We start from the raw sequence: 25,309 nt of genomic DNA on the forward strand, positions 1-25,309 counted from the left end.
ATCTCCAGATTCTCAGTGATCAGGGCAGCGCGCGGGCGCGGACCATCTTGGCGAAAGCGGGGAGCGTGCAGGCGCGGGGGTTGAGCGAATTGCCGCAGCCGGGCAGCGGCAGATACTGGCGATAGGCGGGGTTTTTGGCCGTGAGCCGCTGCTGATAGCGGAGCTGGTCCATCGTCTGGGCGCGATAAAATGCGCGGACATAGCGGTTGCCCCTGGCATCGCGGAGCAGCTCGAAACCCAGCGCGCTGCCCGGAGGCACATCGTCGGCGGGGTAGCTCGGCACCTTCCAGTGGACGCGCAGGAAACCGCTGAGGTCGCCGATATTGGTATCGTGCCCTCCCAGCAAAGTGAGCTTCGGGCCATTCCGCTCCTCGAACGCTGCGAGGATCTCGCGGGCGATTGGCGCGGCGGCGACGCGGGCGACGGGATCGGGGCGGTTCGAATATTTGAACTTGAGGGGATGGAAGCGGAGAAGCTGCTCAATCTGGGCGCGCGTGATGCGTCCCCAGCCTACCTGGCTCATCGGCATGCCTTCGAGATATTCGAGCAGGAAGGTCTGGCTGGCGGTCGAGCCGATATCGGCGGGGCCTTCGAGCTCGGGGCGGTCGTGGGGCGAGGCGACCAGTTCGGTCGGCTCGCGCAGCAGCGGGCAGGCGGGGAGCTTGCAGTTGAGCACCTTGGCGAGCAGCAGCAGATCGGCGCGGTAGAGCGCGATGTCGGCGGCAAGGCCGCCCTTGGGGGCGCCGGCGAGCGAGGCGCGGTAGGCGGCCTGACCATCGAACCAGCTGGGGGAATCGTCGAGGCCGTGGAAGATCGGATCCGGGCCGTTCTCCGCCGGATGCGAGACGCTGATGTTGCAGCCGGGCATGAAGCCTTCGCCCCAGCTCTCGGCGGTGCGGATCGCGCGCTGCTTGCTGCTCGCCTTGAGCACGACGCTGCCTGGCGCGGGGCAGCCGCGCGCGAACAGGCCGCGGCTGGCATAATAGGCGCGGTCGGCCTCGCCGAGCAGCTTGACGCCGGCGGCGCCGCGATGGGTGAGCAGGCCGTAATCGACCGGCCAGCTCGGCCAGATTTCCTTCGAGATATTGGCGGGAACCGGCGCGGCCTTGGTCGGCGGACGGATGCCGTGGCGCATCATCATCACGACGCGCTCAAGCTTGAGCGGGGCGGCGGCGGGCGCCTTGCGGCCCTGCGCGGCGGCGGGCGGAGCGAGCATGGTCGCGGCGAGCAACGCGGCGGCGGTGGCGAACTTCATCATCTTCTCCCACATGGCTGATTGCGATTCGTGCGCAATCAATTTTCCAAACAGTATCACACTCAGAATATATGTTCCACTACTTACCGCCGAAATCGCGGCGGACGAGCAGACCGAACAGCGGACGGGTGGCGAGGGTGCGGACCTCGGAATAGCGCAGCGGCTGCGTCGCGCGCGTGCCGGCGTAGATGAAGCGGTCGCGGCGGACGGCGCGGCCGGTGACGTTCTCGGCGAACGCGCGCACCGTCCAATGCGCGGCCGGGCGGTATTCGGCGAACAAGGACAGCCGCGGATCGACCTGATTGCGGCGGATTTCGTTGAAGCGATATTCGGTCTTGGTCTTGGCGAGCAGCAGATCCATGCCCCAGCGAAAGCCGAGGGCGGGGCGGTCCTGGGTGAAGTGGATCTCACCATCGACCGGCCGCTCGTTCGAGATCGGGCGGCGCATGCCGGTGGTCGGATCGATCACCGAGGTCCAGCGATAGCCGGCATCGAGCTTGAGCAGGCCGCCGGCAATGCCGAGCCGGCCGAGCGGCAGGCTGAGGCTGGCCTCGATCTTCGACTTGGCGCCACTGCCGATATTGCCGGGCGCATCGAAGGCGAAGCCGGGGCCGAACACGCCGACGCGATCGATCGTGTGCGAAATCCACTCGCGCCGCGCCGTCAGCACCAATGCGCCTTCGCCCCAGAAGCGGCGCTCCCAGGCCAGCGATGCGGTCCACACCCGCTGGGGTTCGAGATCCTGATTGCCGGCGGTGATCGTGCTCGACGTCAGCGAAGTCGAGCTGACGAAATCGCCGAAATCGAGTTGTGAGGCATCGCGCTCAAGCCCGAAGCGCCACTGGGTGCGCGGGCCCGACGACCAGCTGAGCGCGAGGCGCGGCTTGGGGAAGACGAAGGATTTGGTCAGGCTCGAATCGCCGGTCTGGACGAGGCGGGAGGCTTCGACGCGCAAGCTCGCTTCGACCGAAAGCGCGGGTGAGGGCCGCCACTGCGCGGTGGCGAAACCCTCGGCGCGGCGCTCGGCGACGCGGACATTGGCGGCGGGGAGTGGGATCGCGACATCATTGATGGCGAGCGCGGAGTGGCTGTCGAGATAATTATAGGCGGCCTCCGCGCCACCCTCGATGCTTAGCGCGTACGAATGCCGCCAGCGCAGCAGCGCGCGCATGATGCTCTCGCCGCCGCGCGAATCGGCCGAGACCGCCTGGACCTGGCTGCCGTCGTCCGATCGCTCGCTGGCATCGTCGCGGCTGAAACGCTGGAGGCCGGTCAATTCGAGCGCCCAGCGGGTGCCCAATGGCCGCGACCAGCCGAGCCCCAATTCGGCATTGTCCTTGGTCTCCAGCTCCAGCACTTGTTCAAGGCCGGGTGTGGGCGCCAGGAATTGCAGGTTCGTGTCAGCGCGTTCGCGGGCGCGCTTGAGCGAACCGGTGAGCTGGAGGCGGCCGCCGGCCAGCATCTGCTCGTGCCCCGCCGAAATCTCGCCGCCGCGAAAGCCGTCGCGCTCGTCATAGATTGCGCGCTCGCGCAGCGACCCGTCGGCATTGGTGCGCACACGCGGGCCGCGGCCTTTTTCGTCGTCGATGCTCCGGTAGAGCGTGAATGCCGCTTCGCTCTGGCTGTCGCCGTGGCGGCGCGAAGCGCTGGCGCGGATCGCGGGCGCGGTGCGGCCGTCGCCATAAACCCCGAAGCTGGCTTCGGCCTGTCCGCGCACGGCTGTCTCCTGCTTGCGGACGACATTGGCGAGGAGCGCCGCACCCTGCATGTCCACGCCGTTGGCGCCGCCGCGGATCAGCTCGATCCGCTCGACGCTGGCGGCGGGGATGCGCTTGAGAATCGCATCGAGCGTGTCGCCCTTCGCAGCCGGGCGGCGGCCATCGATCAGCACGTTGCCGCCCGAGCCGGCCAGCCCGCGCACATCCGAATCGCCGGCATCGAAGGCGAAGCCGGGGACGCGCAGGACCATGTCATATGCGGACGCCGGCTGCGCTTCGGCGAAGAAGCTCGCCGGAAACGTCAGCACATCGGCGGTCTGCGCATGTGCCGGCAAAGCGAGCATCGCGGCGAGCGGGAGAAGGGTGTGGCGGATCATGCGACTGCCACTAAGCTGAACAAACTGACAGGAAACCGACGCGGACCGTCAGCGATTTGTCAGCGGGAGGCGTGCATGGGGCAAGACATGAAGACGCTTATCACTTTGCTTACCGCCACGGCGCTGACCGCGACCCCGGCGCTTGCCCAGAACAAGGCCGCGCAGAAGCGCGCCGAACAAAAGGCCGCGAGCGAAGCGCTGGCGCGGGGCGAGATTCTGCCCATCGTCAAGGTGCTCGAGATCGCCACGGGCATCGTCCCGGGCGACGTGCTCAAGGTGAAGCTCGAGCGCGAGCCGTTCGGCTTCAAATATGAAGTGAAGATCCTTGCGAAGAACGGCCGGGTGCGGGAAGTCGAGATCGACGCCCGTAACGGCAAGCTGCTCAAGATCGAGGACGACTAGTTGCGCGCTTTGGTGGTGGAGGACGATCCCGTAGTGGCGGGCGAGCTGGCGCGTGCATTGGGCGCTGCCGGCTTCGTAGTCGATCACGCCGCCGACGGGCAGAGCGCCTGGTTCAATGGCGATGTCGAGGAATATGATGTGGCGGTGGTCGATCTCGGCCTGCCGCGGCTCGACGGGCTTTCGGTGATTCGGCGCTGGCGCGAGGCCGGGCGGGCGTTCCCGATCCTGATCCTCTCGGCGCGCAGCGACTGGACCGACAAGGTGACCGGGATAGAGGCCGGGGCCGACGACTATCTCGCCAAGCCGTGGGAGATGGGCGAGCTGGTGGCGCGAGTGCGTGGACTGGTGCGCCGTGCGGCGGGGCGGGTCTCTTCGACCCTGCGCGTCGGCAATGTCGCGATCGACACCCACCGGATGACCGCGACGCTCAATGGTGCGCCGATACGGCTGTCGCGGCTCGAATTCCGGCTGGTCGATTATCTCGCGCATAATCCCGGCCGCGCGGTCTCGGCGGGCGAACTGGCCGAGCATCTCTATGGCGCGGCGGATACCAGCGATGCCAATGCGATCGAGGCGCTGGTGGCGCGGCTGCGGCGCAAGCTGGGGGCGGAGACGATCGAGACCCGGCGCGGCTTCGGCTATCTGCTTCCGGCGTCGGCGGCATGATCGCCAATTCGCTTCGGCTGCGTTTGCTTGCCGGAGCGGCGGTGGCGATCGCACTGGCGCTGGCTATCGCCTGGGGGGCGATGAGCTGGGTGTTCGACCGCCATATCGAGCACCGCGTGCAGGAGGAACTGACCGCGCAGGCGGTGCCGTTGCTTGCCGGGCTGAGCCTGACCGGCGGCGTTCCGGCGCTGGAGGAAGAGCCGGCCGATCCGCGCTTCGGCGTGCCGGCGAGCGGACTCTATTGGCAGGTCAACGCCGCCAGGGGGCAATTGCGGTCGCGCTCGCTATGGGATTCGCGATTGCCGGTGCCTGCAAAGGCGGCGGCCGATGCATGGGGCGAGCGCAAGGCGGCGGGGCCGTTCGGGCAACGATTGCTGTTCGTCGAGCGGCAGGTGCGGCTTGACCCGGGTCAGCCGGCGGTGACGGTGCAGCTCGCATATGATCTGGCGCGGCTGGCGCCGGCGCAGCGCGAGTTCGGGCGCGAGATGGCGCTATTTCTGGCGCTGTTGTGGCTGGTGCTGGCGATCGCCGCCTGGGTGCAGGTGTCGCTCGGGCTGCGGCCGCTCGCCAATGTCGAGGGCGAGGTGCGGCGGTTGCGGCGTGATGCCTCGGCGCGGCTGGCCGGCGCCTATCCGCGCGAATTGCTGCCGCTGACCCAGGCGATCGATGCGCTTGCCGACGCGCGCGAGGCCGATGTCGCGCGGGCGCGGCGCCGCGCCGCCGATCTGGCGCACGGGATGAAGACACCGCTGGCCGCGCTCGCCGTGCAAAGCGCGCGTGCCCGCGAGGCGGGCGCGGTGGAGGCCGCCGATGGGCTCGATACCGCGATCGCGGCGGTGCGCGGCGCGGTGGACGGCGAATTGGCACGGACGCGGATCGGGCTGGCGCAGCATGACGGGCGCACCACCGCGGCGCTGCCGCTGGCCGAACGGCTGGTGCAGGTGCTCGAAGCGACCGAGGCGGGCGAGCGGGTGGCGTTTTCGGTCGAGGGCGCGGCAAGCGCGATGCTGCCGCTGGCCGGCGACGATGCCGCCGAATTGCTGGGGCCGTTGCTGGAAAACGCCGCCCGGCATGCGAGCCGGCGCGTCGCGGTGACGATCGACGAGGATGCGGGGGGGGTGACGCTGGCGGTGAGCGACGACGGCCCGGGACTCGATGCCGCGCGCCACGGCGACGCGGTGCTGCGCGGCGAGCGACTCGATTCGGGCGGCGACGGGCATGGCCTGGGACTCGCCATCGCGCGCGAGCTGGCGGAGGCCAGCGGCGCCAGTCTGGAACTGGCCACGGGTGCGCTGGGCGGACTCGAAGTCCGGGTCAATTGGCCTCCGCAACTTTCCTGACACCGACCTGTCAACGAAATGTCAGAAACCGCGGCTAGGCGGCGCCTGGGTGAAACGCGTGTGCTGTTTCGGCGTGCAAGATAAATTCTATTCCTGTTGCAATATGGAATTTTTGTTCGTAATGTGAGTCCCAGTTGAAAGACTGGGGCAGGCGAATCTGCATCCGGCGCGTCCTTGGGAGGGAAAGTCATGAAGAAGGTTGGTCGCAAGCTTGGCCGCACGCTGATCGGGGTCAGCGCATCGGCGCTGGCACTCGCATATATCAGCCCGGCAATGGCGCAGGACGCCGCCGCGCAGGATGAAACCGTGCAGGATGAAGCCCAGGACGAAGGCGGCATCGTCGTCACCGGCCAGCGCGCGTCGGACAGGGCAAGCCTGCTCGCCAAGCGCGATTCGGATCGGACGACTGAAGTGGTTTCGGCGAACGATGTCGGCAAGCTGCCCGACCAGAACGTCGCCGAAGCCGTCCGCCGCCTGAGCGGCGTTTCGGTCGCGACCGACAAGGGCGAAGGCCGCTATCTGATCATCCGCGGCATCGAGCCGAACCTCGCCAACGTCACGCTTAACGGCCAGACCTCCGCGGCTCCTGAGCCGAGCGATCGCAACGTCAAGCTCGACGATATTCCTTCGGGCCTGATCGGCAAGGTCACCGTCATCAAGACGCTGACCCCCGATCTCGACGCCAATGCGATCGCCGGCCAGGTCGATATCGACACCGTCTCGGCCTTCGACAAGAAGGGTTCGATCTTCGCGAGCGCGCGCGGCGTGATGGGCTTCTATGAGGACACCGACCGCAGGGCGCGTGAAGGCGACGTTTCGGTCGGTGGCCGGTTCGGCCCAGACCAGCAGTTCGGCCTGGTGATCGCCGGCAATTATTCGAAGCGCCCGTCTTATTCGGAAGACGTGCTTTCCAGCGGCCGCCAGATCGTCGGCGGCATCGACCTGCCGGTCGAAATGGACCAGCGCATCTACGATCCCGCCATCCGCACCCGCAAGGGCGCGGTCGCCAATTTCGACTGGCGGCCTTCGGACGCCGTCAAGCTCTATGCGCGATTCCTCTACTCGCAATTCGACGACAATGAGGTTCGCAACCGCCTGAGGTTCATTTTCCCGACCGCGGCGACGGGCTACAGCAACCTGACCGCCGATGGCGGGACAATCACCAAGACCACTGCCCGCCGCCTGCTGCGCGCGCGCCACGAGACCACCGACACCAAGACCTATTCGGTGGGTGGCGAGTTCGAAGTGGGGCCGGGCAAGCTGGTCGTCCAGGGCACCTATTCGAACGCGAAGAAGACCGATCCGTCGCGCGATGAAATCGAATATCGCGCCCCGGCCGGATCTGGCGCCACGGCGCTCGGCGCGACCTTCACCATGAATGCCGACGGGATGCCGACCAGCTTCACGGCCAACGCCGCCGCGCTCGATCCGGCCAATTACCGGCTCAACAGCTACAAGCAGGCGTCGCGCATTTCGGGCGAGAAGATGAAGCAGGCCCGCTTCGACTATACGTTGCCTATCGGCGGGCTCGACGAAGGCAGCACGATCCAGTTCGGTGCCAAGTATCTGCATCGCGACCGTTTCGAGGACCGCACCGGGCGCACGCTCACGGCCATCACCGCGACTTCGGGGACGCGGACGTTCGCGGACACGCTCGCCACCACCATCCCCACCATCTTCGACGGCGCCTATTCGTTCGGCCCGACGCTGGATATGGCCGCCGCCCGGAACTACGTGTTCTCGAATACGGCCCTGTTCACCATCAACGCGAACGACCAGATCTCGCAGTCCAAGACTTCGGACTACAAGGTGGATGAGACGGTCACCGCGGCTTACGCCATGGCGACGATCAAGTCCGGCGGGCTTACCGTCATTCCCGGTGTCCGCATGGAACATACCAAGGGCAACACCGCCGCGATCGTCTACCGCGCCGGCGTGACCTCGCTGACCAGCACCTACGATTCATTCGGCCATTATTCGTACACCGACTTCTTCCCGGGCGTGAACCTGAAGTACGAGCTCAACCGCAACCTGCAGGCGCGCGCCGCGGTGACCACGGCGATGGGACGGCCTCCGTTCGCCAACCTCGCGCCGACGGTCACGGTCGATGTTCCGTCCAACACCGTTTCGCAGGGTAACCCCAATCTGAAGCCGCAATATTCGTTCAACCTCGATGCGGGCCTTGAATATTACTTCCCGAACGAGGGCGGCGTGTCGGTCGCGGTGTTCTACAAGCACCTGACCAACCCGATCTTCGCCACGACGGCGCTCAATCAGTCGGGCACCTTCGGGGGGGTCGCGTTGACCGGAGCTACGGTCAACTCGTTCGGCAACGGCACGACGGGCTCGGTCAAGGGCATCGAATTCGCGATCCAGAAGCCGTTCACCTTCCTGCCGTCGCCACTCGACGGGCTTGGCGTCAATGCCAATCTGACGTTGACCGATTCGGACCTGAAGGTGATCAATCGCACAATCCATACGCCGCTGGTCGGCCAGGCGAACACCATCGCCAGCGCTCAGCTCTATTACGAGAAGTACGGCATCTCGGCGCGCGTCGCGCTATCGTACCATTCGGCCTATCTCGACACCGATGGCGGGCTGAACGAGGCGGACCCGACCGGGGCTGGCGATGGCTATTTCGGGGCGAACACCACGATCGATGCGCGCATCGGCTATCGTCCGGTCAAGTATCTGGAAGTGTTCGTCGAGGGCAACAACCTCACCGACGCGCAGGACTATTACTACTACCAGACGCCGTCCAGGTGGCGCGAAGGCGAAAAATATGGCCGCTCGGTCCGGGTCGGCCTGACGTTCACCTATTGATGGTCCCGGGCCGGGGTTCGCCCCGGCTCGCTCTCTCTATCCCTGTTGCCTCCTCCGGGGCCGGATCTCGCGATCCGGCCCTGCTTTTATGCGCGCGGCGGACAGGGAGCGGACATGAAAAAGCCGGGCTTCCACGTGGGAAGCCCGGCTGCCGTTAGCTCGCGGCTGGCTAGAGGCGGACGACTTCGTGACGCTCGGCCGAGCGGGCGGCGGCCTCGGCCAGCGCGAGGGCGGCGACGCCGTCGCGGTAGCCGATCAGCGGCTCGGCCTTGCCGTCGATGATGTCGGCGAAATGATCGGCTTCGCGAGCATAGGCGACGGCGTAGCGATCGAGGAAGAAGTTCTGGAGCCTGTCGCCGGTCGATCCGGCTTCGCCCCAGGTCTCGACCGTGGTCTCGAGCTGGTTCTGGGCGCGGATCATGCCCTTGGATCCAAACGCCTCGATGCGCTGGTCATAGCCGTAACCGCTGCGGCGGCTGGAGGAGATGACGCAGAGCCTGCCGGATGCGGTGCGCAGGATCGTCTTGGCGGTGTCGGCATCGCCGGCCTCGCCGATCGCGGGATCGATCAGCACCGAGCTCGATGCGAACACTTCGGTGACTTCTTCTCCCAGCAGCCAGCGGGCCATGTCGAAATCATGGATCACCATGTCCTTGAAGATGCCGCCCGAGACCTTGACGTAGTCGACCGGGGGAGGGCTGGGATCGTGGCTGATGATGTGAAGCGTTTCGAGACTGCCCACTTCGCCGCCGGCGAGGCGCGCCTGGAGTGCCGCGAAATTGGTGTCGAAGCGGCGGTTGAACGCCAGGAAGATGCGGGCGCCCAGCGCGTCGAACTTCGCGGATGCGGCGCTGGCTTTTGCCAGATCCTGATCGAGCGGCTTTTCGCAGAACACCGCCTTGCCGGCTTCGGCCGCGCGCAGGCTGTATTCGAGATGGGTGTCGGTCGAGCTGGCGACGATCACGCCCTTGATCGCCGGATCGGTGAGCGCGTCCTCAAGGCTCGATACCTGCGCGCCATAGCTGGCGGCGAGCGATGCCGCGGCATCGGCGAAAGGATCGACGACGCGCGCGAGGCGCAGGCGCGGATTGGCGGCGGCATTGGCCGCGTGGATCTTGCCGATGCGGCCGGCGCCGATAAGGGCGATATCGTGCATTCTATCCTCTCATGAAATGGAACGAATGTTCTTTAGCCGATGCTTTCGGCAAGCGCGATAGTTGCGTTCCAAAAATCGAACAGATATTCCGCTTTATCGAGCCGGGGAGGATTCTTCATCTATGTCAGACGTTTCGAGTGCCCCGGCGACCGCCGAACAGTTGCGTGCGGAGATCGTGCGGCGTTACGAGACGCTGAGCAAGCGGCTGAAGCAGATCGCGCGCTATATCCTCGACGAGCCCAACGATATCGCGCTGGAGACGCTGGCGGTGATCGCGGCGCGATGCGGCGTCCAGCCCTCCGCCATCGTCCGCTTCGCCAAGAGCTTCGGGTTCGAGGGCGCCAGCCAGATGCAGCGGCTGTTCCGCGACGGGCTGCTCAGCAACAATGCGGCGTTGGGCTATTCGGAGCGCGTGCGCCAATTGGGTGAGACCGCCGATAACAGCCGCGCCGATCCGGCCGGGCTGCTTGGCGAGTTCGTCGAGGGCAACACGCTGGCGCTGCAGAATCTGATGCAGACCGTGAGCGGCGCCGACATGAAGGCGGCGGTCGACGCCATCGCCGCAGCCGAGACCGTGCACGTCGTCGGCTTCCGCCGCTCGTTCCCGATCGCTTCCTATATCGCTTATTCGCTGCTGCAGGCGGGCAAGCGCGCGATCTTCATCGACGGGGTCGCCGGTCTGGCGATGCAGCAGGTCCAGGCGATGGGCGCCGGCGACCTGCTGATCGCGATCAGCTACCAGCCTTATTCCGAAGAGACGGTCGCCATCGTCGAGGCGGTGCGCGCGCAGGGGCATGACGTGCTGGCGATCAGCGACAGCCTGGTCAGTCCGGTCGCCAAGCCGGCGCAGACGGTGCTGCAGGTCCGCGAATCGGAAGTGCGCAAGTTCCGCTCGCTTTCGGCATCGATGTGCCTGGCGCAGGCGCTGGTGATCAATTTCGCCTTCGAGGCGAGCCGCAAGCCCGCGAAACGAGGCGCAAAGTCCAAATAGAACCGGAAAAAATATTCGTTCCAAACGCAGAATTTTCTGAAACAGATGTTGCAAATAGAACAGGGTTGGAATAGACGTTACAGACCACGGAGAGGCGGTCTGAAGAGCAAATGGCTGAGGGCAAAGGGGCATCAGGCGGCGAGCGCCGGCTCGATCTGATCACGCTGGGGCGGTCGGCCATCGACCTGTACGGCGAGCAGATCGGCGGCCGTCTGGAAGACATGGCGAGCTTCGCCAAATATATCGGCGGCAGCCCGACCAACACCGCCATCGGCGCGTCGCGGCTGGGGCTCAACGCCGGGCTGCTGACCCGCGTCGGCGACGATCATTTCGGCCGCTTCATCCGCGAGGAATTGGGGCGCGAGGGCGTCGATACGCGTGGCGTCAAGACCGATCCCGAGCGGCTGACCGCGCTGGCGATTCTCGGCATCCGCGATCCCGACACGTTTCCGCTGATCTTCTACCGCGAGAATTGCGCCGACATGGCGCTGGTCGCCGACGATGTCGACGAGAGCTTCGTCGCGCAGGCCGGGGCGCTGCTGGTCAACGGTACGCATCTGTCGCAACCCGGCGTGTTCGCCGCGAGCATGAAGGCGGCGACGCTGATGAAGGCGCAGGGCGGGCGCGTCGTGTTCGACATCGATTACCGCCCGGTGCTGTGGGGCCTTGCCGGCAAGGCCAATGGCGAGGACCGCTTCGTCGCCAGCGCCTCGGTCACCGCCGAGCTCCAGAAGGTGCTCCCCTTGTGCGACCTGATCGTCGGCACCGAGGAGGAGGTCCATATCCTCGGTGGCACCACTGACACCGTCGCGGCACTGCGCGCGATCCGCGAGAACAGCGATGCGCTGCTGGTGTGCAAGCGCGGGCCCAAGGGGTGCGTGGCGTTCCCGGGCGATGTCCCCGACGACCTCGATGCGGGCATTGTCGGGCGCGGGTTTCCGATTGAGGTGTTCAACGTGCTGGGCGCCGGCGACGCGTTCATGGCCGGATTCCTGCGCGGCTGGCTGCGCGGGATGCCGGTCGATAAATGCTGCGAGATGGCCAATGCCTGTGGCGCGATCGTGGTGTCGCGGCATGGCTGCGCGCCAGCGATGGCGTCGTGGGAGGAATTGCAGGTGTTCCTGCGCGGCACCTGGCCGCATCGCCTCCGCGAAAGCGCGGCGCTGGAGCAACTCCACTGGTCGAGCAACCGGCACGGCGATCATGACGAGATGACCGTGCTGGCGATCGACCATCGCAGCCAGTTCGACGACCTGATCGCCGATCTCGGCACCGGCGATGCCGAGCGGGTCGCGCATTTCAAGGGTCTGGCGCTGAAGGCGGTCGATCGGGTCGCCCAGGGCGAGCCCGGCTATGGCATGCTGCTCGACGGACGTTTCGGCGCGCGGGCGCTGGAGGCGGCCGCCGACCGGCCCTATTGGATGGGGCGGCCGATCGAGCTTCCGGGCTCGCGCCCGATCGAGTTCGAGGGTTCGCCCGATGTCGCGGCGACGCTGCGCGAATGGCCGATCAACCATGTCGTCAAATGCCTGGTCTTCTATCATCCCGACGACGATGCCGAGATGATCGCCCGGCAGGACCGCCAGATCCTGCGCCTGTTCGACGCATGTCGCGCGACGCGGCACGAATTCCTGCTCGAGATCATCGCGTCGAAGCACGGCGCGGTGGACAGCGGCACGATCGCGCGGGTGATCGATCATGTCTACGCGCTCGGCGTCTATCCCGACTGGTGGAAGCTGGAGCCCGCCGAGGACGACGCCACCTGGCGCAACATCGAGGCGGCGATCCTGCGCCACGATCCGCTGTGCCGCGGCATCGTGCTGCTGGGGCTGTCGGCGCCGCAGGAGGAGTTGCTCGCCGGGATCAGCACCGCGGCGCGCTTCGATCTGGTCAAGGGGTTCGCGGTCGGGCGGACGATCTTCCACGATGTCGCGGCGCGCTGGCTCTCGGGCGAGATCGACGACGACAAGGCGGTGGATGCGCTGGCCGAGAATTTACGGATATTGGCGGATGCGTGGCGCGCGGCGCGCCATGTGAAGGAAGTGGCGGCGTAGATGAGCAAGACGGTGCGCCTGACCATGGCGCAGGCCCTGACCCGGTATCTCGCGGCGCAGTCGGTGGAGATCGACGGCGCGGTGGTGCCCTATTTCGCCGGCGTCTGGGCGATCTTCGGGCATGGCAATGTCGCCGGAATGGGCGAGGCGCTTGCGGGCATGACCGGCGAGCTGCCGACGTGGCGCGCGCATAACGAGCAGGGCATGGCGCACGCCGCGATCGCCTTCGCCAAGCAGTCGCGCCGCCAGCGCGCGATGGCCTGCACCACCTCGATCGGCCCGGGCGCGACCAATATGGTGACCGCGGCGGCGCTGGCGCATGTCAACCGGCTGCCGGTGCTGTTCCTGCCCGGCGACGTCTATGCGACGCGGCGGCCCGATCCGGTGCTCCAGCAGATCGAGGATTTCGCCGACGCGACGGTCAGCGCCAACGACTGCTTCAAGCCGGTGTCGCGCTATTTCGACCGGATCACGCGGCCCGAGCAGATCCTCGACGCACTGCCGCGCGCGATGGGCGTGCTGACCGATCCGGCGAACTGCGGACCGGTGACGCTTTGCTTGTGCCAGGACGTGCAGGCTGAGGCCCATGACTATCCCGAGAGCTTCTTCGCGGCGAAAGTCTGGGGTCAGCGCTGGGTTCGCCCGGATGTGGGCGAGCTGGCGAGGCTGGCCGAAGCGATCAAGGGCGCGAAGGCGCCGCTGATCGTCGCGGGTGGCGGCGTGCTATATTCGCGTGCCGAGGGCGTGCTGGCAGATCTTGCTTCGCGCACGGGCATTCCGGTTGCGGAGACGCAGGCGGGCAAGGGTGCGCTGGCATGGGATCATCCACAGGCTCTGGGCTCGATCGGCGTGACGGGGACCAGCGCGGCCAACGAAGCGGCGGAAGCGGCGGATGTCGTGATTGGCGTCGGCACGCGGCTGCAGGATTTCACCACGGGGTCGCGCACGCTCTTTGCAGGCAAGCGGCTGTTCCAGGTCAATGTCGCGCAGCATGATGCCGGCAAGCATGCCGCCGAGCCGGTGCTCGGCGATGCCCGCGCGGTGATCGAGGAACTGGGCGGACTGCTTGGTGAATGGAAGGTTTCCGACGGTTGGCGGGGTGCCAATGCTTCTGCGGTCAACACGTGGAACGCGGCCTGGGACGCGGCGACCGCGCCCGGCAACGCCCTGCCTTCGGACGCGCAGGTGATCGGCGCGGTGTGGCGGCAGGCGGGGGACAACGCCACCGTCGTCTGCGCGGCAGGCGGGCTTCCGGGCGAACTGCACAAGCTTTGGCGGAGCCACCAGCCGGGCGGCTATCACGTCGAATACGGCTTTTCGTGCATGGGCTACGAGATCGCCGGCGGGCTGGGGGTCAAGATGGCCGCGCCCGGCAACGACGTCTATGTCATGGTCGGCGACGGCTCGTACCTGATGCTCAATTCGGAGCTCGCCACCTCGGTGATGCTCGGCCAGAAGATCACGGTCGTGCTGCTCGACAATCGCGGTTACGGCTGCATCAACCGGCTCCAGCAGGGCACCGGCGGGCGGCCGTTCAACAATCTGCTCGCCGACAGCGCGCACGAGACGATGCCCGATGTCGATTTCGCCGGGCACGCCCGCAGCCTCGGCGCGGCGGCGGAGAAGGTCAGCGGCGTTGCCGAGCTGGAAGCGGCTTTGGTCCGCGCCAAGGCGTCGGCCACCAGCTATGTCATCGTCATCGATACCGACCCGATGATCACCACCCAGGCCGGCGGGCATTGGTGGGACGTGGCGGTGCCAGAAGTTTCGAGCCGTGCCGAAGTCCAGGCCGCACGCCGCGAATATGAATCCAGGATATCCGGAGACAGAAAATGACGATCCGCTGGGGCGTTAGCCCGATCGCATGGTGCAACGACGACATGCGCGAGCTGGGCGGCGATACGACGCTCGACGAACTGTTGACCGATGTGAAGGAAATCGGCTTCGACGGCGTCGAGCTGGGCAATAAATTCCCGCGCGATCCCGAGACGCTGGCGCCGATCATGCGCAATTACGGCCTCGATATCGTCGGTGGCTGGTATTCGTCGAACCTGCTGATCCGCGATGCCGATGCCGAGATCGCCGCGCTGGGTAATCATCTCGCGCTGCTCGAATATATGGATTCGTCGGTATTCATCCTCGCCGAGACCAGCAACGCGGTGCATTGCGACCGCTATGGCAGCCGGCTCGACACGCATCCGGTGCTTGCCGCCGGCGACTGGAAGCAGTTCGGCGAGCGGCTCAACACCGTCGCCCGGTTCATCAACGATCGCGGCCTGCGCTTCGCGTACCATCACCATCTCGGCACGATCGTCGAGACCAGGGACGAGCTGGAGCGCTTCTTCGATGCGACCGGCGACCATGTCGGGCTGGTGCTCGATACCGGACACGCGCTGTTCGGCGATATCGAGCCGATCGATGTGATCAAGGCGCGTCCCGAGCGCGTGACGCACGTCCATTGCAAGGATATCCGCCAGGCAAAATATGACGAGTTCCGCGCCGACGGCACGAGCTTCCTCAACGGCGTGGTCGGCGGCATGTTCACCGCGCCGGGCGACGGCGATTATGATTACGCGCCGTTCATGCGGGCGCTGGCCGATATGGACTATTCGGGCTGGATCGTGATCGAGGCCGAGCAGGACCCGGCGATCGCCAATCCACGCGAATATAGCCAGCTGGGGCTCGACACGCTCAAGGCGCTCGCCAAGCAGGCCGAGCTGGCCTGATGTCGCTGCTCGTCCGCTCGCATGCCCCCGATGGCGACGGCATTGTGCTCGAAGTCACGCCGGAGAGCGCGGGATGGGAATATGTCGGGTTCCGCGTGGTCAAGCTGGCGGCGGGCAACGAGTATGCGGGCCGCGAGGCCGGGCGCGAGGCGTGTCTGGTGGTGCTTTCGGGCACCGTCACGGTCGAAGCGGGCGAGCGCTTCGAAGGGCTGGGCGGGCGCAAATCGGTGTTCGAAGGCGCGGCGACGTCAGTCTATCTGCCCGCCGATACCAGCTACACGATCACTGCCTCCAGCGACGCCGAAGTCGCGATCTGTACCGCGCCGGGCACAGGCAAGGGCGAGCCGCGCGTGATCCGTTCGGACGATGTCGAAGTGCGTGGCAAGGGCAGCAATACCCGCCATGTCCGCAACATCCTGTCGGACAAGGACGAAGCCGAGAGCCTGCTCGTGGTCGAGGTGATCACGCCGGGCGGCAACTGGTCGAGCTACCCGCCGCACAAGCATGATCGCGACGCCTTCCCCGAGGAGACCTTCCTCGAGGAAACCTATTACCACCGTCTTTCGCCGCCGCAGGGCTTCGCCTTCCAGCGCGTCTATACCGACGAGCGCGACATCGACGAGACGATGGCGGTCGAGGATGGCGACTGCGTGATGGTGCCGCGCGGCTATCATCCGGTCGGCGCGCCGCATGGCTATGATCTTTATTACCTCAACGTGATGGCGGGCCCCCGCCGCAACTGGGTGTTCCGCAACGACCCCGCGCATGACTGGATCGTGCGCCAATAAGGAAGAAGATGTGAGACAGATCGAGCAGTTCATCGCCGGTGGTGCCGGCGCCGCGGCCACGCGCTTTGGCGACGTGTTCAACCCGAGCACAGGCCAGATCCAGGCGCGCGTGGGCTTCTCGACGACTGCCGATCTCGACCGCGCGGTGGCGAAAGCGCAGGCCGCGCAGCCGGCCTGGGCCGCGACCAACCCACAGCGCCGCGCGCGGGTGATGTTCAACTTCCGCGCGTTGCTCGAAGCCAATATGCAGGAACTCGCCGAATTGCTGGCGAGCGAGCATGGCAAGGTGGTCGCCGACGCCAAGGGCGATATCATGCGCGGGCTCGAAGTGATCGAGTTCGCCGCCGGTATCCCGCATGCGCTGAAGGGCGAATATACCGAAGGCGCGGGGCCGGGGATCGACGTTTATTCGATGCGCCAGGCGCTGGGCGTGGTCGCGGGGATCACCCCGTTCAACTTCCCGGCGATGATCCCGATGTGGATGTTCGGGCCCGCCATCGCCTGCGGCAACGCCTTCATCCTCAAGCCCAGCGAGCGCGATCCGTCGGTGCCGGTGCGTCTGGCCGAATTGATGCTCGAAGCCGGGCTGCCCGAAGGCATCCTGCAAGTGATCCATGGCGACAAGGAGATGGTCGACGCGATCCTCGATCATCCGGCGATCTCGGCGGTGAGCTTCGTTGGCAGCTCCGATATCGCCCATTATGTCTATTCGCGCGGCGTCGCTGCCGGAAAGCGCGTCCAGGCGATGGGCGGGGCCAAGAATCATGGCATCGTCATGCCCGATGCCGATCTCGACCAGACGGTCGCCGATCTGTGCGGAGCCGCGTTCGGTTCGGCGGGCGAGCGCTGCATGGCGCTGCCGATCGTCGTGCCGGTCGGGGACAAGACCGCCGAAGCGCTCCGCGAACGCCTGATCCCGGCGATGGCGGCATTGAAGGTCGGCGTCTCGGCCGACCCCGACGCGCATTACGGCCCGGTGGTCAACGCCGCCCACAAGCAGCGGATCGAGAACTGGATCCAGACCGGCGTCGATGAGGGCGCCGAGCTGGTCGTCGATGGCCGCGGCTTCACGCTGCAGGGCCATGAACAGGGCTTCTTCGTCGGGCCGACGCTGTTCGACCGCGTCACCCCGGAGATGAGCGCATACAAGGAGGAAATCTTCGGCCCGGTTCTCCAGATCGTCCGCGCGCCTGATTTCGAGACGGCGGCGCGACTGCCGAGCGCGCACCAGTATGGCAACGGCGTCTGCATCTTCACCCGCAACGGCCATGCCGCGCGCGAGTTCGCCAGCCGCGTCAATGTCGGCATGGTCGGCATCAACGTGCCGATCCCGGTTCCGGTCGCCTATCATTCGTTCGGCGGCTGGAAGCGCTCGGGATTCGGCGATCACAACCAGTACGGCATGGAAGGCGTGCGCTTCTGGACCAAGCTCAAGACGGTGACCCAACGCTGGCCGGATGGCGGAGCCGGCGACAGCGCCTTCATCATCCCGACCATGGGATAATGCCAGAGTGACGCCGCGTAGATGAAACAATAGGCTCGCAAAGACCGCATAAGCGGCGGCGAGGGGGAGAGGATGCAATGCTGAAGGCTTTCGCGACCGGACCGGATCTGCCGCTCCGCACCGATATCGATGTCGACTCCGCCTATCGCCGGCATCGCACGAGCATCATCGTCGCGATCACCGCCGGCTATGCGATCAGCTATATGTGCCGGCTGGCGATCAATGTGGTGAAGAAGCCGCTGATCGACGGCGGCATCTTCACCCCAGAGGATCTCGGCAATATCGGCTCGGCTTTGTTCTACAGCTACGCCGCCGGCAAGCTGATCAATGGCTTCGTCTCGGACCATGCCAATGCCCGCAAGTTCATGGCGGTGGGGCTGATCCTGTCGGCGCTGTGCAACATCGTCATGGGCTTCTCGACCACGGTGACGGTCGCGGCGGTGGTGTGGGGGCTCAACGGCTGGTTCCAGAGCTATGGCGCGCCGGCCTGTGTGATCAGCCTCGCCAGCTGGTTCTCGAACAAGGAGCGTGGGCGCTATTACGGCATCTGGTCGACCGCGCATTCGATCGGCGAGGGCCTGAACTTCCTCGTCACCGCGTCGCTGGTCGCCGCGCTCGGCTGGCATTGGGGCTTCTGGGGACCGGGCATCGCGACGATGGTCGCGGGCGTCGCCACCTATTTCGCGATGGCGGATCGGCCGCGCGCGCTGGGGCTGCCATCGGTCGCCGACTGGAAGAACGATCACTATGCGGCGACCGAGCCCGAGGCGGTCGCGGCAACGCCGCCCAAGGGCGTGTTCGCGACGCAGCGGACGATCCTGCTGATCCCGGCGATGTGGGTCGTCGCCTTCTCCAGCGCGCTGGTCTACGTCACCCGCTACGCGATCAACAGCTGGGGCGTGCTCTACCTCCAGGAAGCGCGGGGCTATTCGCTGGTCGAGGCCGGAGCGATGCTGACGGTCAACACCATCGCCGGGATCATCGGCGCGGTGGCGTTCGGCTTCATCTCCGACAAGTTTTTCGGCGCGCGCCGGCCGCCGGCGAACCTGCTGTTCGGGATCGTTGAGCTGATCGGGCTGGTGCTGTTCTTCTACGGCCCCACCGGACCCGCATGGACCGCGCTGGCGATGGTGCTGTTCGGGCTGGGCATGACCGGGCTGGTAACCTCGGTCGGTGGGCTGTTCGCCGTCGATATCTGCCCGAAGCGGGTGGCCGGCGCGGCGCTGGGGATGGTCGGCGTGTTCAGCTATCTGGGCGCCGCGATCCAGGAGAATGTCTCGGGCAAGCTGATCACCGCCGGGATGACCACGGTCAACGGCGTCAAACACTATGATTTCAGCAATGTGATCCTGTTCTGGATCGGGGCATCGGTGGCGTCGATCCTGCTGGCCGCAACACTCTGGAACACGCGCCTGCGCGACTGAGGAAAGAAGATGAATCGTCGGAAATTCTTATGGGGCGCAAGTACCCTGACGCTCCTGGCTGGCCTGCCCGCCCGCGTGCTCGCGGCAATCGCTCCGGGCTATCCGCGGCTGCTGGAGGGGCCGATGATCGGCGCCTCGACCACCGATGGCTTCACCGTGTGGAGCCGGGCGAGCGGAACGTTCGGCGTCGCGGTGGAATATGCGACCGATCGCATGTTCAGCGATGCCAGGACCACCGCAGTGGTTCCCGCGAGCGAGGCCGACGATCTGGTGACGCGGATCGCGGTCACCGGGCTCAAGCCCGACACGACCTATTATTACCGGATCAAGACCGACGGTATCAACGACCGCAATCAGCCGATCCCGTTCAAGACGCGCACCGCACCCGCCAAGGCGCGCCCGATCCGCATCGCCTTTGGCTCGTGCTGTCGCGTGCAGATCGATCAGAACCAGCCGGTGTGGGACGCGATCACGGCGATGGAGCCCGATCTGTTCCTGTGGCTGGGCGACAATATCTATGCCGATAGCGATACCGAGGCGGCGTTCACCGACAATTACGCGCGGCAGCGCGCGGTGAACAGCCTCCAGCCTTTGCTGCGCTCGGTGCCGCAACTGGCGACCTGGGACGATCATGATTTCGGCTATAACGACAGCGACGGAGCCAATCCGGTCAAGCCGATGACATTGAAGCTGTTCAAGCGCTGGTGGGCCAATCCCGCCGCCGGCACCGCCGATACGCCGGGCACCTTCTTCCGCCACAGCTTCGGACCCATCGATATCTTCATGCTCGACGGGCGTTATCATCGCGATAGCCCGAACGCGCCCGATGGCCCGGCCAAGACGATGCTGGGGGCGGGGCAGAAGGCCTGGCTTAAGCGCGAACTCAAGGCTTCGAAAGCCACGTTCAAACTGCTGGTCTCGGGCACTGGCTGGTCGAACGCGGAGCGGCCCGGCGACAGCTGGGCGATGTATCTCGACGAGCGCAACGAGCTGCTCGACTTCATCCGCGACAACAAGGTCAGCGGCTGCCTCGGCATTTCGGGCGACGTCCATATGGGCGAGGCCAATTGCGTGCCGTGGAGCGAGAAGGGCGGCTATGATTTCTACGATCTGGTCAGCTCGGGGCTGGCGCAACTGCTCAGCCCGAAGTTCGTCGATCAGCTTCCCGAAGTGCGGCTGCGCGCGCCCTGGGTGGGCAGCGCCAATTTCGGTGTGCTGGATTTCAGCTTCGATCCCGAGCCCAGGGTCGAGATGAGCGTGCGCAACGTGATCGGTTCGCCGGTGTGGGACCCGATCGTCGTCAAGGGCGCTGATCTGGTCAACGGGCGCTCGAGCTGGGCCTCGGCGATCGATCCCAAGGAAAAGAAACGCCGCGACCGCGTGGCCGCGGGCGGCAATTATTATGGAGTGGAAAAGTGAGTCGGTTCGAGATGGTTGCGATTGCCCGCGAGGAATTCGAAGCGATGAAGGCGCGGCTGCCCAAGGCGACGTCGGAGGGCCTGTTCGACACCTATCGGATCAGCCAGAACACCTGGTACAAGCTGCGTGACGGCCTGCCGGTAAAGCGCAAGACCATCGACCAGCTACGCGCGCGCTACGCACAGGTCGCCGCCGAGGCGCAGGGCAAGTGAGCAAGAAGCCGCTTCGCGTCGCCCTGATCGGCTCGGGATTCATGGGCCGCGCCCATGCGATGGCCTTTGCCGCCGCCGGGCGCACCTTCGATCTGCCGGTCGAGCCGGTGCTGGAAATCCAGGCCGACCGCGACGCCGAGACCTCGGCCAGGGCAGCGGCGCAGCTCGGTTTCGCGCGCTCGACCGGGGATTGGCGCGAGGCGGTCAATGATCCCGCTGTCGATCTCGTCGCGATCGCCACGCCCAATCTGCTCCATGCGCCGATCGCGCTGGCGGCATTGGCGGCGGGCAAGCCGGTCTATTGCGAAAAGCCGTTGGCGGCGACGCTGGCCGAATCGCAGGCGATGGCCGATGCCGCCGCCGCTTCGGGCCTGCCGACGGCGGTGGGCTTCACCTATCTCTACAATCCGATGATCGCGGTGGCCCGCGAGCTGATCGCCAGCGGCGAGATCGGCGAAGTCACGGCGTTTCGCGGCATCCATGCCGAGGATTTCATGGCTTCGCCCGATGCGCCGTTCAACTGGCGCTGCGAGCCCGAACAGGCGGGCGGGGCGCTGGCCGATATCGGCAGCCATATCATCGCCATGGCGCGGCATCTGCTCGGCGAGATCGCCGAGGTTTCGGGCGCCCTCCACACCGCGCACCCGATGCGCCGCGATTCCGCCGGCGTCGAGCGGGCGGTGCGCGTGGACGATCAGATGGACGCATTGGTGCGCTTCGCCAACGGCGCGACCGGCACGCTCTCGGCAAGCTGGATCGCCACCGGCCGCAAGATGGGGCTGGGCTTCGAAGTCAGCGGTACCAGGGGCTCGATCAGCTTCACGCAGGAGCGCTTCAACGAGCTTCAGCTCTACCGGACCGGGCCGGGGATCAACAACGGCTTCACGACGATCATGGCCGGGCCCGGACACGGCGCCTATGGCGATTTCTGCCCGGCTTCGGGGCATCAGATCGGCTATAACGACCTCAAGACCATCGAAGTGAAGGCCGCGATCGACGCGGTGCTGGGCGACGGCTCGAACGCCAAGGACTTCGCCGATGCGTTGAAGGTCGAGCGGGTGGCCGACGCGATCCGGCGTTCGCATCGGGATGCGGTCTGGGCGGCGCCCTAGGCAACACCCGTCACCCCGGCGAAAGCCGGGGTCCAAGGTTATTCGGCAATGTCCTGCTTGGTTCTGGGTCCCGGCTTTCGCCGGGATGACGGTAGTGACTAGATCCGCTGAAGTGCCACCAGCAGCTCGGCCTGAATGGCCGGGGTGGAGGCCAGCACGGTCCCGCCCATCAGATCGAGCGGCTCGCCGAGCGTGCCCGTCACCAGTCCGCCGGCTTCGCGCACGATCACCGCGCCCGCGGCCATGTCCCAGGCGCTGACCGCCTGCTCCCAATAGGCATCGTGACGGCCGCAGGCGACCCAGGCCATGTCGATGGCGCCCGCGCCCAGCCGGCGGATGCCGGTGATGCGATCGGTCAGCCGCTCCATCTCGGCATGGAATTGCGCATGATCGGGCTTGGTCGCGAAAGGGATGCCGACGCCGAGCACCGCTTCGCCCAGCGTCGCCCGCGAGGAGATGCGGATCGGGGCATCGTTGAGCCACGCGCCCGCGCCCTCCTCCGCCCAGAACAGCTCGTCGAGTACCGGCACATAAGTGACTCCGGCGATGACATGGCCCGAGCGGGCGAGGGCGATGTTGACCGCGAACAGCGGCGATCCGGTCAGGAAATTGGTGGTGCCGTCGAGGGGATCGACGATCCAGACATGCTCGGTGTCCTCGCCTTTCTGAAGCCCGCCTTCCTCGCCGAGAAAGCCGTAGCTCGGTGCAAACGCCATAAGAGCGGCCTTGACCGTCTCCTCGGCCCGCAGATCCGCCTCGCTGAACATGTCGGCGACACCGGCCTTGTTCTGGATGGTGAGCGAGGCGATACGGGCACGGTCTTCGATCAGGCCGGCCCCGGCACTGCGGGCGGCGGCGATCATGGCGGCGATAGTGGCGGATTGGGTCATGCGCTCATGAACATAAATTTCACTAAAAGATCAAGTTGGAATATTTGTTCGATCATCGACCGTTGTCGCTCCAGTGTGGCGGATCGCTGAGCAGCTTGATGACACCATAGGTCGCGCCGACCTTGTGAAGATCGGTGTTGGCATCGCCGGTGCGCGGGTCGGCAAGCGGCCATTTCTTGCCCGTCCTATCCTTTATCTGGATGGTGCCGGTCCAGCCGATCGTCATATCGACGGCCCGGCCTTCGATGTGGAGCGAGGTCAGCGAGGGCTGGAAGGCGATGCCGAACAGATCGGACATTTCCTTTGCTCCCTTTTTCGATTTGGCGAGGTCGCCATGATCCCAGCGGATCGCGAGCCCGGCCACGGCCGGCACGTCCTTGGGAGCGACTTCGCCGCGCGAGACGCGCCACGAATAATGCATGAGATGCGCGCGGGTGCGGTTGCGGCGGGTGGCCGAGACGGTGACCTTGGCGCCGGCCTCCCTGAGCGCATTGATGAATGCCGCGGCATTGTCACGAAACGGGGCCGCCAGATCGACCAGCTTGTCGCTGTTCGGATATTTGGCCTGATTGGCGTTCCACCATGCCGCACCGCTGAGCGACGCCTGCGATCCTTGGCCGGTCGAGAGCGCGGTCCAGGTCTTGCCGCCGGGTGTTACCAGGCCATCGGGCTTGGGCAGGGCAATGACCTGCGCCTGATAGGCTGTGATCGCGGCGATGGTGCGCGCGCCGCAATCGCCATCGGGGTTGAGCTCGGGCTGGCCGGTGGCGGCGAGCCAGTCGTTGAGAAGATGCTGGACGACAATCACGTCGGCGAGATCGTTGACCCCGCTTTTGCCCACCGATGCGCCGATCGCCATGCCCGCCTCCCCGCTGTGACAAGGGGAGGCGTAATGGGCGATTTCCTACATTGCTAGCCGCCGAACACGCGCGCGAAGATCGTGTCGACCTGCTTGTAGTGATAGCCGAGGTCGAACTTGTCCTCGAGCTCGGCTTCGCTCAGCGCCGCGGTGACTTCGGGGTCGGCCTTGAGCAGTTCGAGCAGCGATAGCTGGCCGTCGCTCTCCCACACCTTCATCGCGTTGCGCTGGACGAGGCGGTAGCTGTCTTCGCGGCTGACGCCGGCCTGGGTGAGCGCCAGCAGCACGCGCTGCGAGTGGATCAGGCCGCCCATGCGATCCATGTTGCGCTGCATGCGCTCGGGATAGACGAGCAGCTTGTCGATCACGCCGGTCAGGCGGGCGAGGGCGAAATCGAGGGTGATCGTCGCGTCCGGGCCGATATAGCGCTCGACGGAGCTGTGGCTGATGTCGCGCTCATGCCATAGCGCCACATTTTCCATCGCGGGCGTGACCGCGCTGCGGACCATGCGGGCGAGGCCGGTGAGGTTCTCGGTCAGCACCGGGTTGCGCTTATGCGGCATCGCCGACGAGCCCTTCTGGCCCGGCGAGAAATACTCCTCGGCTTCGAGGACTTCGGTGCGCTGCAAGTGGCGGACTTCGGTGGCGAGGCGCTCGATCGAGCTGGCGATGACGCCCAGCGTGGCAAAGAACATCGCATGGCGATCGCGCGGGATGACCTGGGTCGAGACCGGCTCGACGGCGAGGCCGAGCTTGGCGGCGACATGTTCCTCGACGCGCGGATCGATATTGGCGAAGGTGCCGACCGCGCCGGAGATGGCGCAGGTGGCGATGTCTTCGCGGGCGGCGATCAGCCGCTTCCTGGCGCGGGCGAACTCGGCATGGGCCTCGGCGAGCTTGAGGCCGAAGGTGACCGGCTCGGCATGGATGCCGTGGCTGCGGCCGATCGTCGGGGTGAGCTTATGCTCCCTTGCCCGGCGCTCGAGGACTTCGAGCAGCTTGTCGAGATCGGCGAGCAGGATGTCGCTAGCGCGGGCGAGCTGAACCGCGAGGCAGGTGTCGAGCACGTCCGAGCTGGTCATGCCCTGATGCATGTAGCGGGCCTCGTCGCCGACCTGTTCGGCGACCCAGGTGAGGAAGGCGATGACGTCATGCTTGGTGACGGCTTCGATGGCGTCGATGGCGGCGACATCGATGGTCGGGTTCGTCGCCCACCACTTCCACAGCGCGTCAGCGGCCGCCTTGGGGACCACGCCCAGTTCCGCCAGCTTTTCGGTGGCGTGCGCCTCGATTTCGAACCAGATGCCGAGGCGCGTCTCGGGCGACCAGATCGCGGTCATTTCGGGGCGGGAGTAGCGCGGGACCATCGGGGAACCTTTCGGGCAGGAGTCGCCGGCGCCCCTAGCAAGCGCTCCCTATACTTGCCAGCGGAAGCGGCCGGTGACCGGCCCGTCGGGCAACGCCTCCACGCGCTCACCGTGGCGCAGGCGCCACAGGGCAATTGAAATGCGATGAACTGCCATTCCACAGGGATGGGTTGAGGCTAGAGGGGGTGAAACCTGGAACAACAGCCCCAAATTATATGTTGTAGGG

At 66.2% G+C, this 25,309-nt stretch carries 20 protein-coding genes; 14 read left to right on the forward strand and 6 right to left on the reverse strand.

All coding sequences use genetic code 11. From position 1 onward, the window contains the following. Positions 1–19: 19 nt before the first annotated feature. Both KF730_RS16395 and KF730_RS16400 read right to left on the reverse strand, forming a co-directional pair. On the reverse strand, positions 20–1,255 hold the full coding sequence (locus tag KF730_RS16395; protein ID WP_294099235.1) for a histidine-type phosphatase: 1,236 nt from the start codon (positions 1,253–1,255) through the stop codon (positions 20–22). Positions 1,256–1,334: 79 nt separating this feature from the next. After that, positions 1,335–3,350 carry a TonB-dependent receptor gene (locus KF730_RS16400; RefSeq protein ID WP_294099237.1) on the reverse strand — a complete coding sequence of 672 codons (2,016 nt, stop codon included), beginning with the start codon at positions 3,348–3,350 and terminating at the stop codon, positions 1,335–1,337. A gap of 87 nt (positions 3,351–3,437) precedes the next feature. Here KF730_RS16400 and KF730_RS16405 point away from each other — a divergent pair, with 87 nt between their 5' ends. From KF730_RS16405 to KF730_RS16420, 4 genes are all read left to right on the forward strand, one after another. Continuing rightward, on the forward strand, positions 3,438–3,752 hold the full coding sequence (locus KF730_RS16405) for a PepSY domain-containing protein (protein ID WP_294099239.1): 315 nt from the start codon (positions 3,438–3,440) through the stop codon (positions 3,750–3,752). Beyond that, positions 3,753–4,418: a response regulator transcription factor gene (locus tag KF730_RS16410; RefSeq protein WP_294099241.1), complete on the forward strand. Its 666-nt coding sequence runs from the start codon at positions 3,753–3,755 to the stop codon at positions 4,416–4,418. After that, complete coding sequence (locus KF730_RS16415; protein ID WP_294099242.1) at positions 4,415–5,758, forward strand: sensor histidine kinase; 1,344 nt, start codon at positions 4,415–4,417, stop codon at positions 5,756–5,758. Before KF730_RS16410 ends, KF730_RS16415 begins: the two co-directional genes overlap by 4 nt. Positions 5,759–5,947: 189 nt before the next feature. Further along, entirely contained in the window at positions 5,948–8,581 is a 2,634-nt protein-coding gene (locus tag KF730_RS16420; protein WP_294099245.1) for a TonB-dependent receptor, read from the forward strand. Positions 8,582–8,750: 169 nt separating this feature from the next. Here the strand turns inward: KF730_RS16420 and iolG are convergent, their stop codons facing one another. Next, complete coding sequence (gene iolG, locus KF730_RS16425) at positions 8,751–9,737, reverse strand: inositol 2-dehydrogenase (RefSeq protein WP_294099248.1); 987 nt, start codon at positions 9,735–9,737, stop codon at positions 8,751–8,753. A 121-nt stretch (positions 9,738–9,858) separates the two neighbouring features. Between iolG and KF730_RS16430 the strand changes: the two genes are divergently transcribed. From KF730_RS16430 to KF730_RS16475, 10 genes are all read left to right on the forward strand, one after another. Next, positions 9,859–10,728, forward strand: coding sequence for a MurR/RpiR family transcriptional regulator (locus KF730_RS16430; protein ID WP_294099251.1), 870 nt, complete (start codon positions 9,859–9,861; stop codon positions 10,726–10,728). A 110-nt stretch (positions 10,729–10,838) separates the two neighbouring features. After that, positions 10,839–12,782 (forward strand): 5-dehydro-2-deoxygluconokinase, encoded by a 1,944-nt coding sequence (gene iolC / locus KF730_RS16435; RefSeq protein ID WP_294099258.1) that lies wholly within the window; start codon positions 10,839–10,841, stop codon positions 12,780–12,782. Then, positions 12,783–14,618, forward strand: coding sequence for a 3D-(3,5/4)-trihydroxycyclohexane-1,2-dione acylhydrolase (decyclizing) (gene iolD, locus KF730_RS16440; protein WP_294099262.1), 1,836 nt, complete (start codon positions 12,783–12,785; stop codon positions 14,616–14,618). Beyond that, positions 14,615–15,508 carry a myo-inosose-2 dehydratase gene (iolE, locus tag KF730_RS16445; RefSeq protein ID WP_294099264.1) on the forward strand — a complete coding sequence of 298 codons (894 nt, stop codon included), beginning with the start codon at positions 14,615–14,617 and terminating at the stop codon, positions 15,506–15,508. Before iolD ends, iolE begins: the two co-directional genes overlap by 4 nt. Further along, a complete protein-coding gene (gene iolB / locus KF730_RS16450; protein ID WP_294099271.1) occupies positions 15,508–16,296 on the forward strand; it encodes a 5-deoxy-glucuronate isomerase in 789 nt (262 codons plus the stop codon). The genes iolE and iolB overlap by 1 nt, the downstream gene beginning before the upstream one ends. A gap of 10 nt (positions 16,297–16,306) precedes the next feature. Further along, the gene (locus KF730_RS16455) at positions 16,307–17,800 is read left to right on the forward strand and encodes a CoA-acylating methylmalonate-semialdehyde dehydrogenase (RefSeq protein WP_294099273.1); all 1,494 of its coding nucleotides are present in this window, start codon (positions 16,307–16,309) and stop codon (positions 17,798–17,800) included. A gap of 77 nt (positions 17,801–17,877) precedes the next feature. After that, the gene (locus KF730_RS16460) at positions 17,878–19,224 is read left to right on the forward strand and encodes an MFS transporter (protein ID WP_294099275.1); all 1,347 of its coding nucleotides are present in this window, start codon (positions 17,878–17,880) and stop codon (positions 19,222–19,224) included. 9 nt (positions 19,225–19,233) lie between these two features. Then, positions 19,234–20,643: an alkaline phosphatase D family protein gene (locus tag KF730_RS16465; protein WP_294099276.1), complete on the forward strand. Its 1,410-nt coding sequence runs from the start codon at positions 19,234–19,236 to the stop codon at positions 20,641–20,643. Then, a complete protein-coding gene (locus KF730_RS16470; RefSeq protein WP_294099279.1) occupies positions 20,640–20,855 on the forward strand; it encodes a hypothetical protein in 216 nt (71 codons plus the stop codon). The genes KF730_RS16465 and KF730_RS16470 overlap by 4 nt, the downstream gene beginning before the upstream one ends. Further along, positions 20,852–21,967, forward strand: a complete 1,116-nt coding sequence (locus tag KF730_RS16475) for a Gfo/Idh/MocA family oxidoreductase (RefSeq protein ID WP_294099284.1) — start codon at positions 20,852–20,854, stop codon at positions 21,965–21,967. The genes KF730_RS16470 and KF730_RS16475 overlap by 4 nt, the downstream gene beginning before the upstream one ends. Before the next feature lie 98 nt (positions 21,968–22,065). Here the strand turns inward: KF730_RS16475 and KF730_RS16480 are convergent, their stop codons facing one another. From KF730_RS16480 to purB, 3 genes are read right to left on the reverse strand one after another with little or no spacing between them, the layout of a single operon-like run. After that, positions 22,066–22,857: an inositol monophosphatase family protein gene (locus KF730_RS16480; protein ID WP_294099285.1), complete on the reverse strand. Its 792-nt coding sequence runs from the start codon at positions 22,855–22,857 to the stop codon at positions 22,066–22,068. A gap of 52 nt (positions 22,858–22,909) precedes the next feature. Further along, the gene (locus KF730_RS16485) at positions 22,910–23,716 is read right to left on the reverse strand and encodes a hypothetical protein (protein ID WP_294099287.1); all 807 of its coding nucleotides are present in this window, start codon (positions 23,714–23,716) and stop codon (positions 22,910–22,912) included. A 53-nt stretch (positions 23,717–23,769) separates the two neighbouring features. Then, positions 23,770–25,083, reverse strand: a complete 1,314-nt coding sequence (gene purB, locus KF730_RS16490; RefSeq protein ID WP_294099291.1) for an adenylosuccinate lyase — start codon at positions 25,081–25,083, stop codon at positions 23,770–23,772. Positions 25,084–25,309 lie beyond the last annotated feature (226 nt).

Source organism: Sphingomonas sp. (assembly GCF_019635515.1).
In the GTDB taxonomy this organism is placed as follows: Bacteria; Pseudomonadota; Alphaproteobacteria; order Sphingomonadales; family Sphingomonadaceae; genus Sphingomonas.

What these genes read in the sequence shown, in the direction of transcription:
- iolG (WP_294099248.1), bottom strand. Translation starts at nt 9,737, where the DNA reads ATGCACGATATCGCCCTTATCGGCGCCGGCCGCATCGGCAAGATCCAC.
- KF730_RS16405 (WP_294099239.1), top strand. Translation starts at nt 3,438, where the DNA reads ATGAAGACGCTTATCACTTTGCTTACCGCCACGGCGCTGACCGCGACC.
- iolD (WP_294099262.1), top strand. Translation starts at nt 12,783, where the DNA reads ATGAGCAAGACGGTGCGCCTGACCATGGCGCAGGCCCTGACCCGGTAT.
- iolC (WP_294099258.1), top strand. Translation starts at nt 10,839, where the DNA reads ATGGCTGAGGGCAAAGGGGCATCAGGCGGCGAGCGCCGGCTCGATCTG.
- KF730_RS16420 (WP_294099245.1), top strand. Translation starts at nt 5,948, where the DNA reads ATGAAGAAGGTTGGTCGCAAGCTTGGCCGCACGCTGATCGGGGTCAGC.
- iolE (WP_294099264.1), top strand. Translation starts at nt 14,615, where the DNA reads ATGACGATCCGCTGGGGCGTTAGCCCGATCGCATGGTGCAACGACGAC.
- KF730_RS16415 (WP_294099242.1), top strand. Translation starts at nt 4,415, where the DNA reads ATGATCGCCAATTCGCTTCGGCTGCGTTTGCTTGCCGGAGCGGCGGTG.
- KF730_RS16480 (WP_294099285.1), bottom strand. Translation starts at nt 22,857, where the DNA reads ATGACCCAATCCGCCACTATCGCCGCCATGATCGCCGCCGCCCGCAGT.
- KF730_RS16465 (WP_294099276.1), top strand. Translation starts at nt 19,234, where the DNA reads ATGAATCGTCGGAAATTCTTATGGGGCGCAAGTACCCTGACGCTCCTG.
- KF730_RS16485 (WP_294099287.1), bottom strand. Translation starts at nt 23,716, where the DNA reads ATGGCGATCGGCGCATCGGTGGGCAAAAGCGGGGTCAACGATCTCGCC.
- KF730_RS16430 (WP_294099251.1), top strand. Translation starts at nt 9,859, where the DNA reads ATGTCAGACGTTTCGAGTGCCCCGGCGACCGCCGAACAGTTGCGTGCG.
- KF730_RS16400 (WP_294099237.1), bottom strand. Translation starts at nt 3,350, where the DNA reads ATGATCCGCCACACCCTTCTCCCGCTCGCCGCGATGCTCGCTTTGCCG.
- KF730_RS16460 (WP_294099275.1), top strand. Translation starts at nt 17,878, where the DNA reads ATGCTGAAGGCTTTCGCGACCGGACCGGATCTGCCGCTCCGCACCGAT.
- purB (WP_294099291.1), bottom strand. Translation starts at nt 25,083, where the DNA reads ATGGTCCCGCGCTACTCCCGCCCCGAAATGACCGCGATCTGGTCGCCC.
- iolB (WP_294099271.1), top strand. Translation starts at nt 15,508, where the DNA reads ATGTCGCTGCTCGTCCGCTCGCATGCCCCCGATGGCGACGGCATTGTG.
- KF730_RS16395 (WP_294099235.1), bottom strand. Translation starts at nt 1,255, where the DNA reads ATGAAGTTCGCCACCGCCGCCGCGTTGCTCGCCGCGACCATGCTCGCT.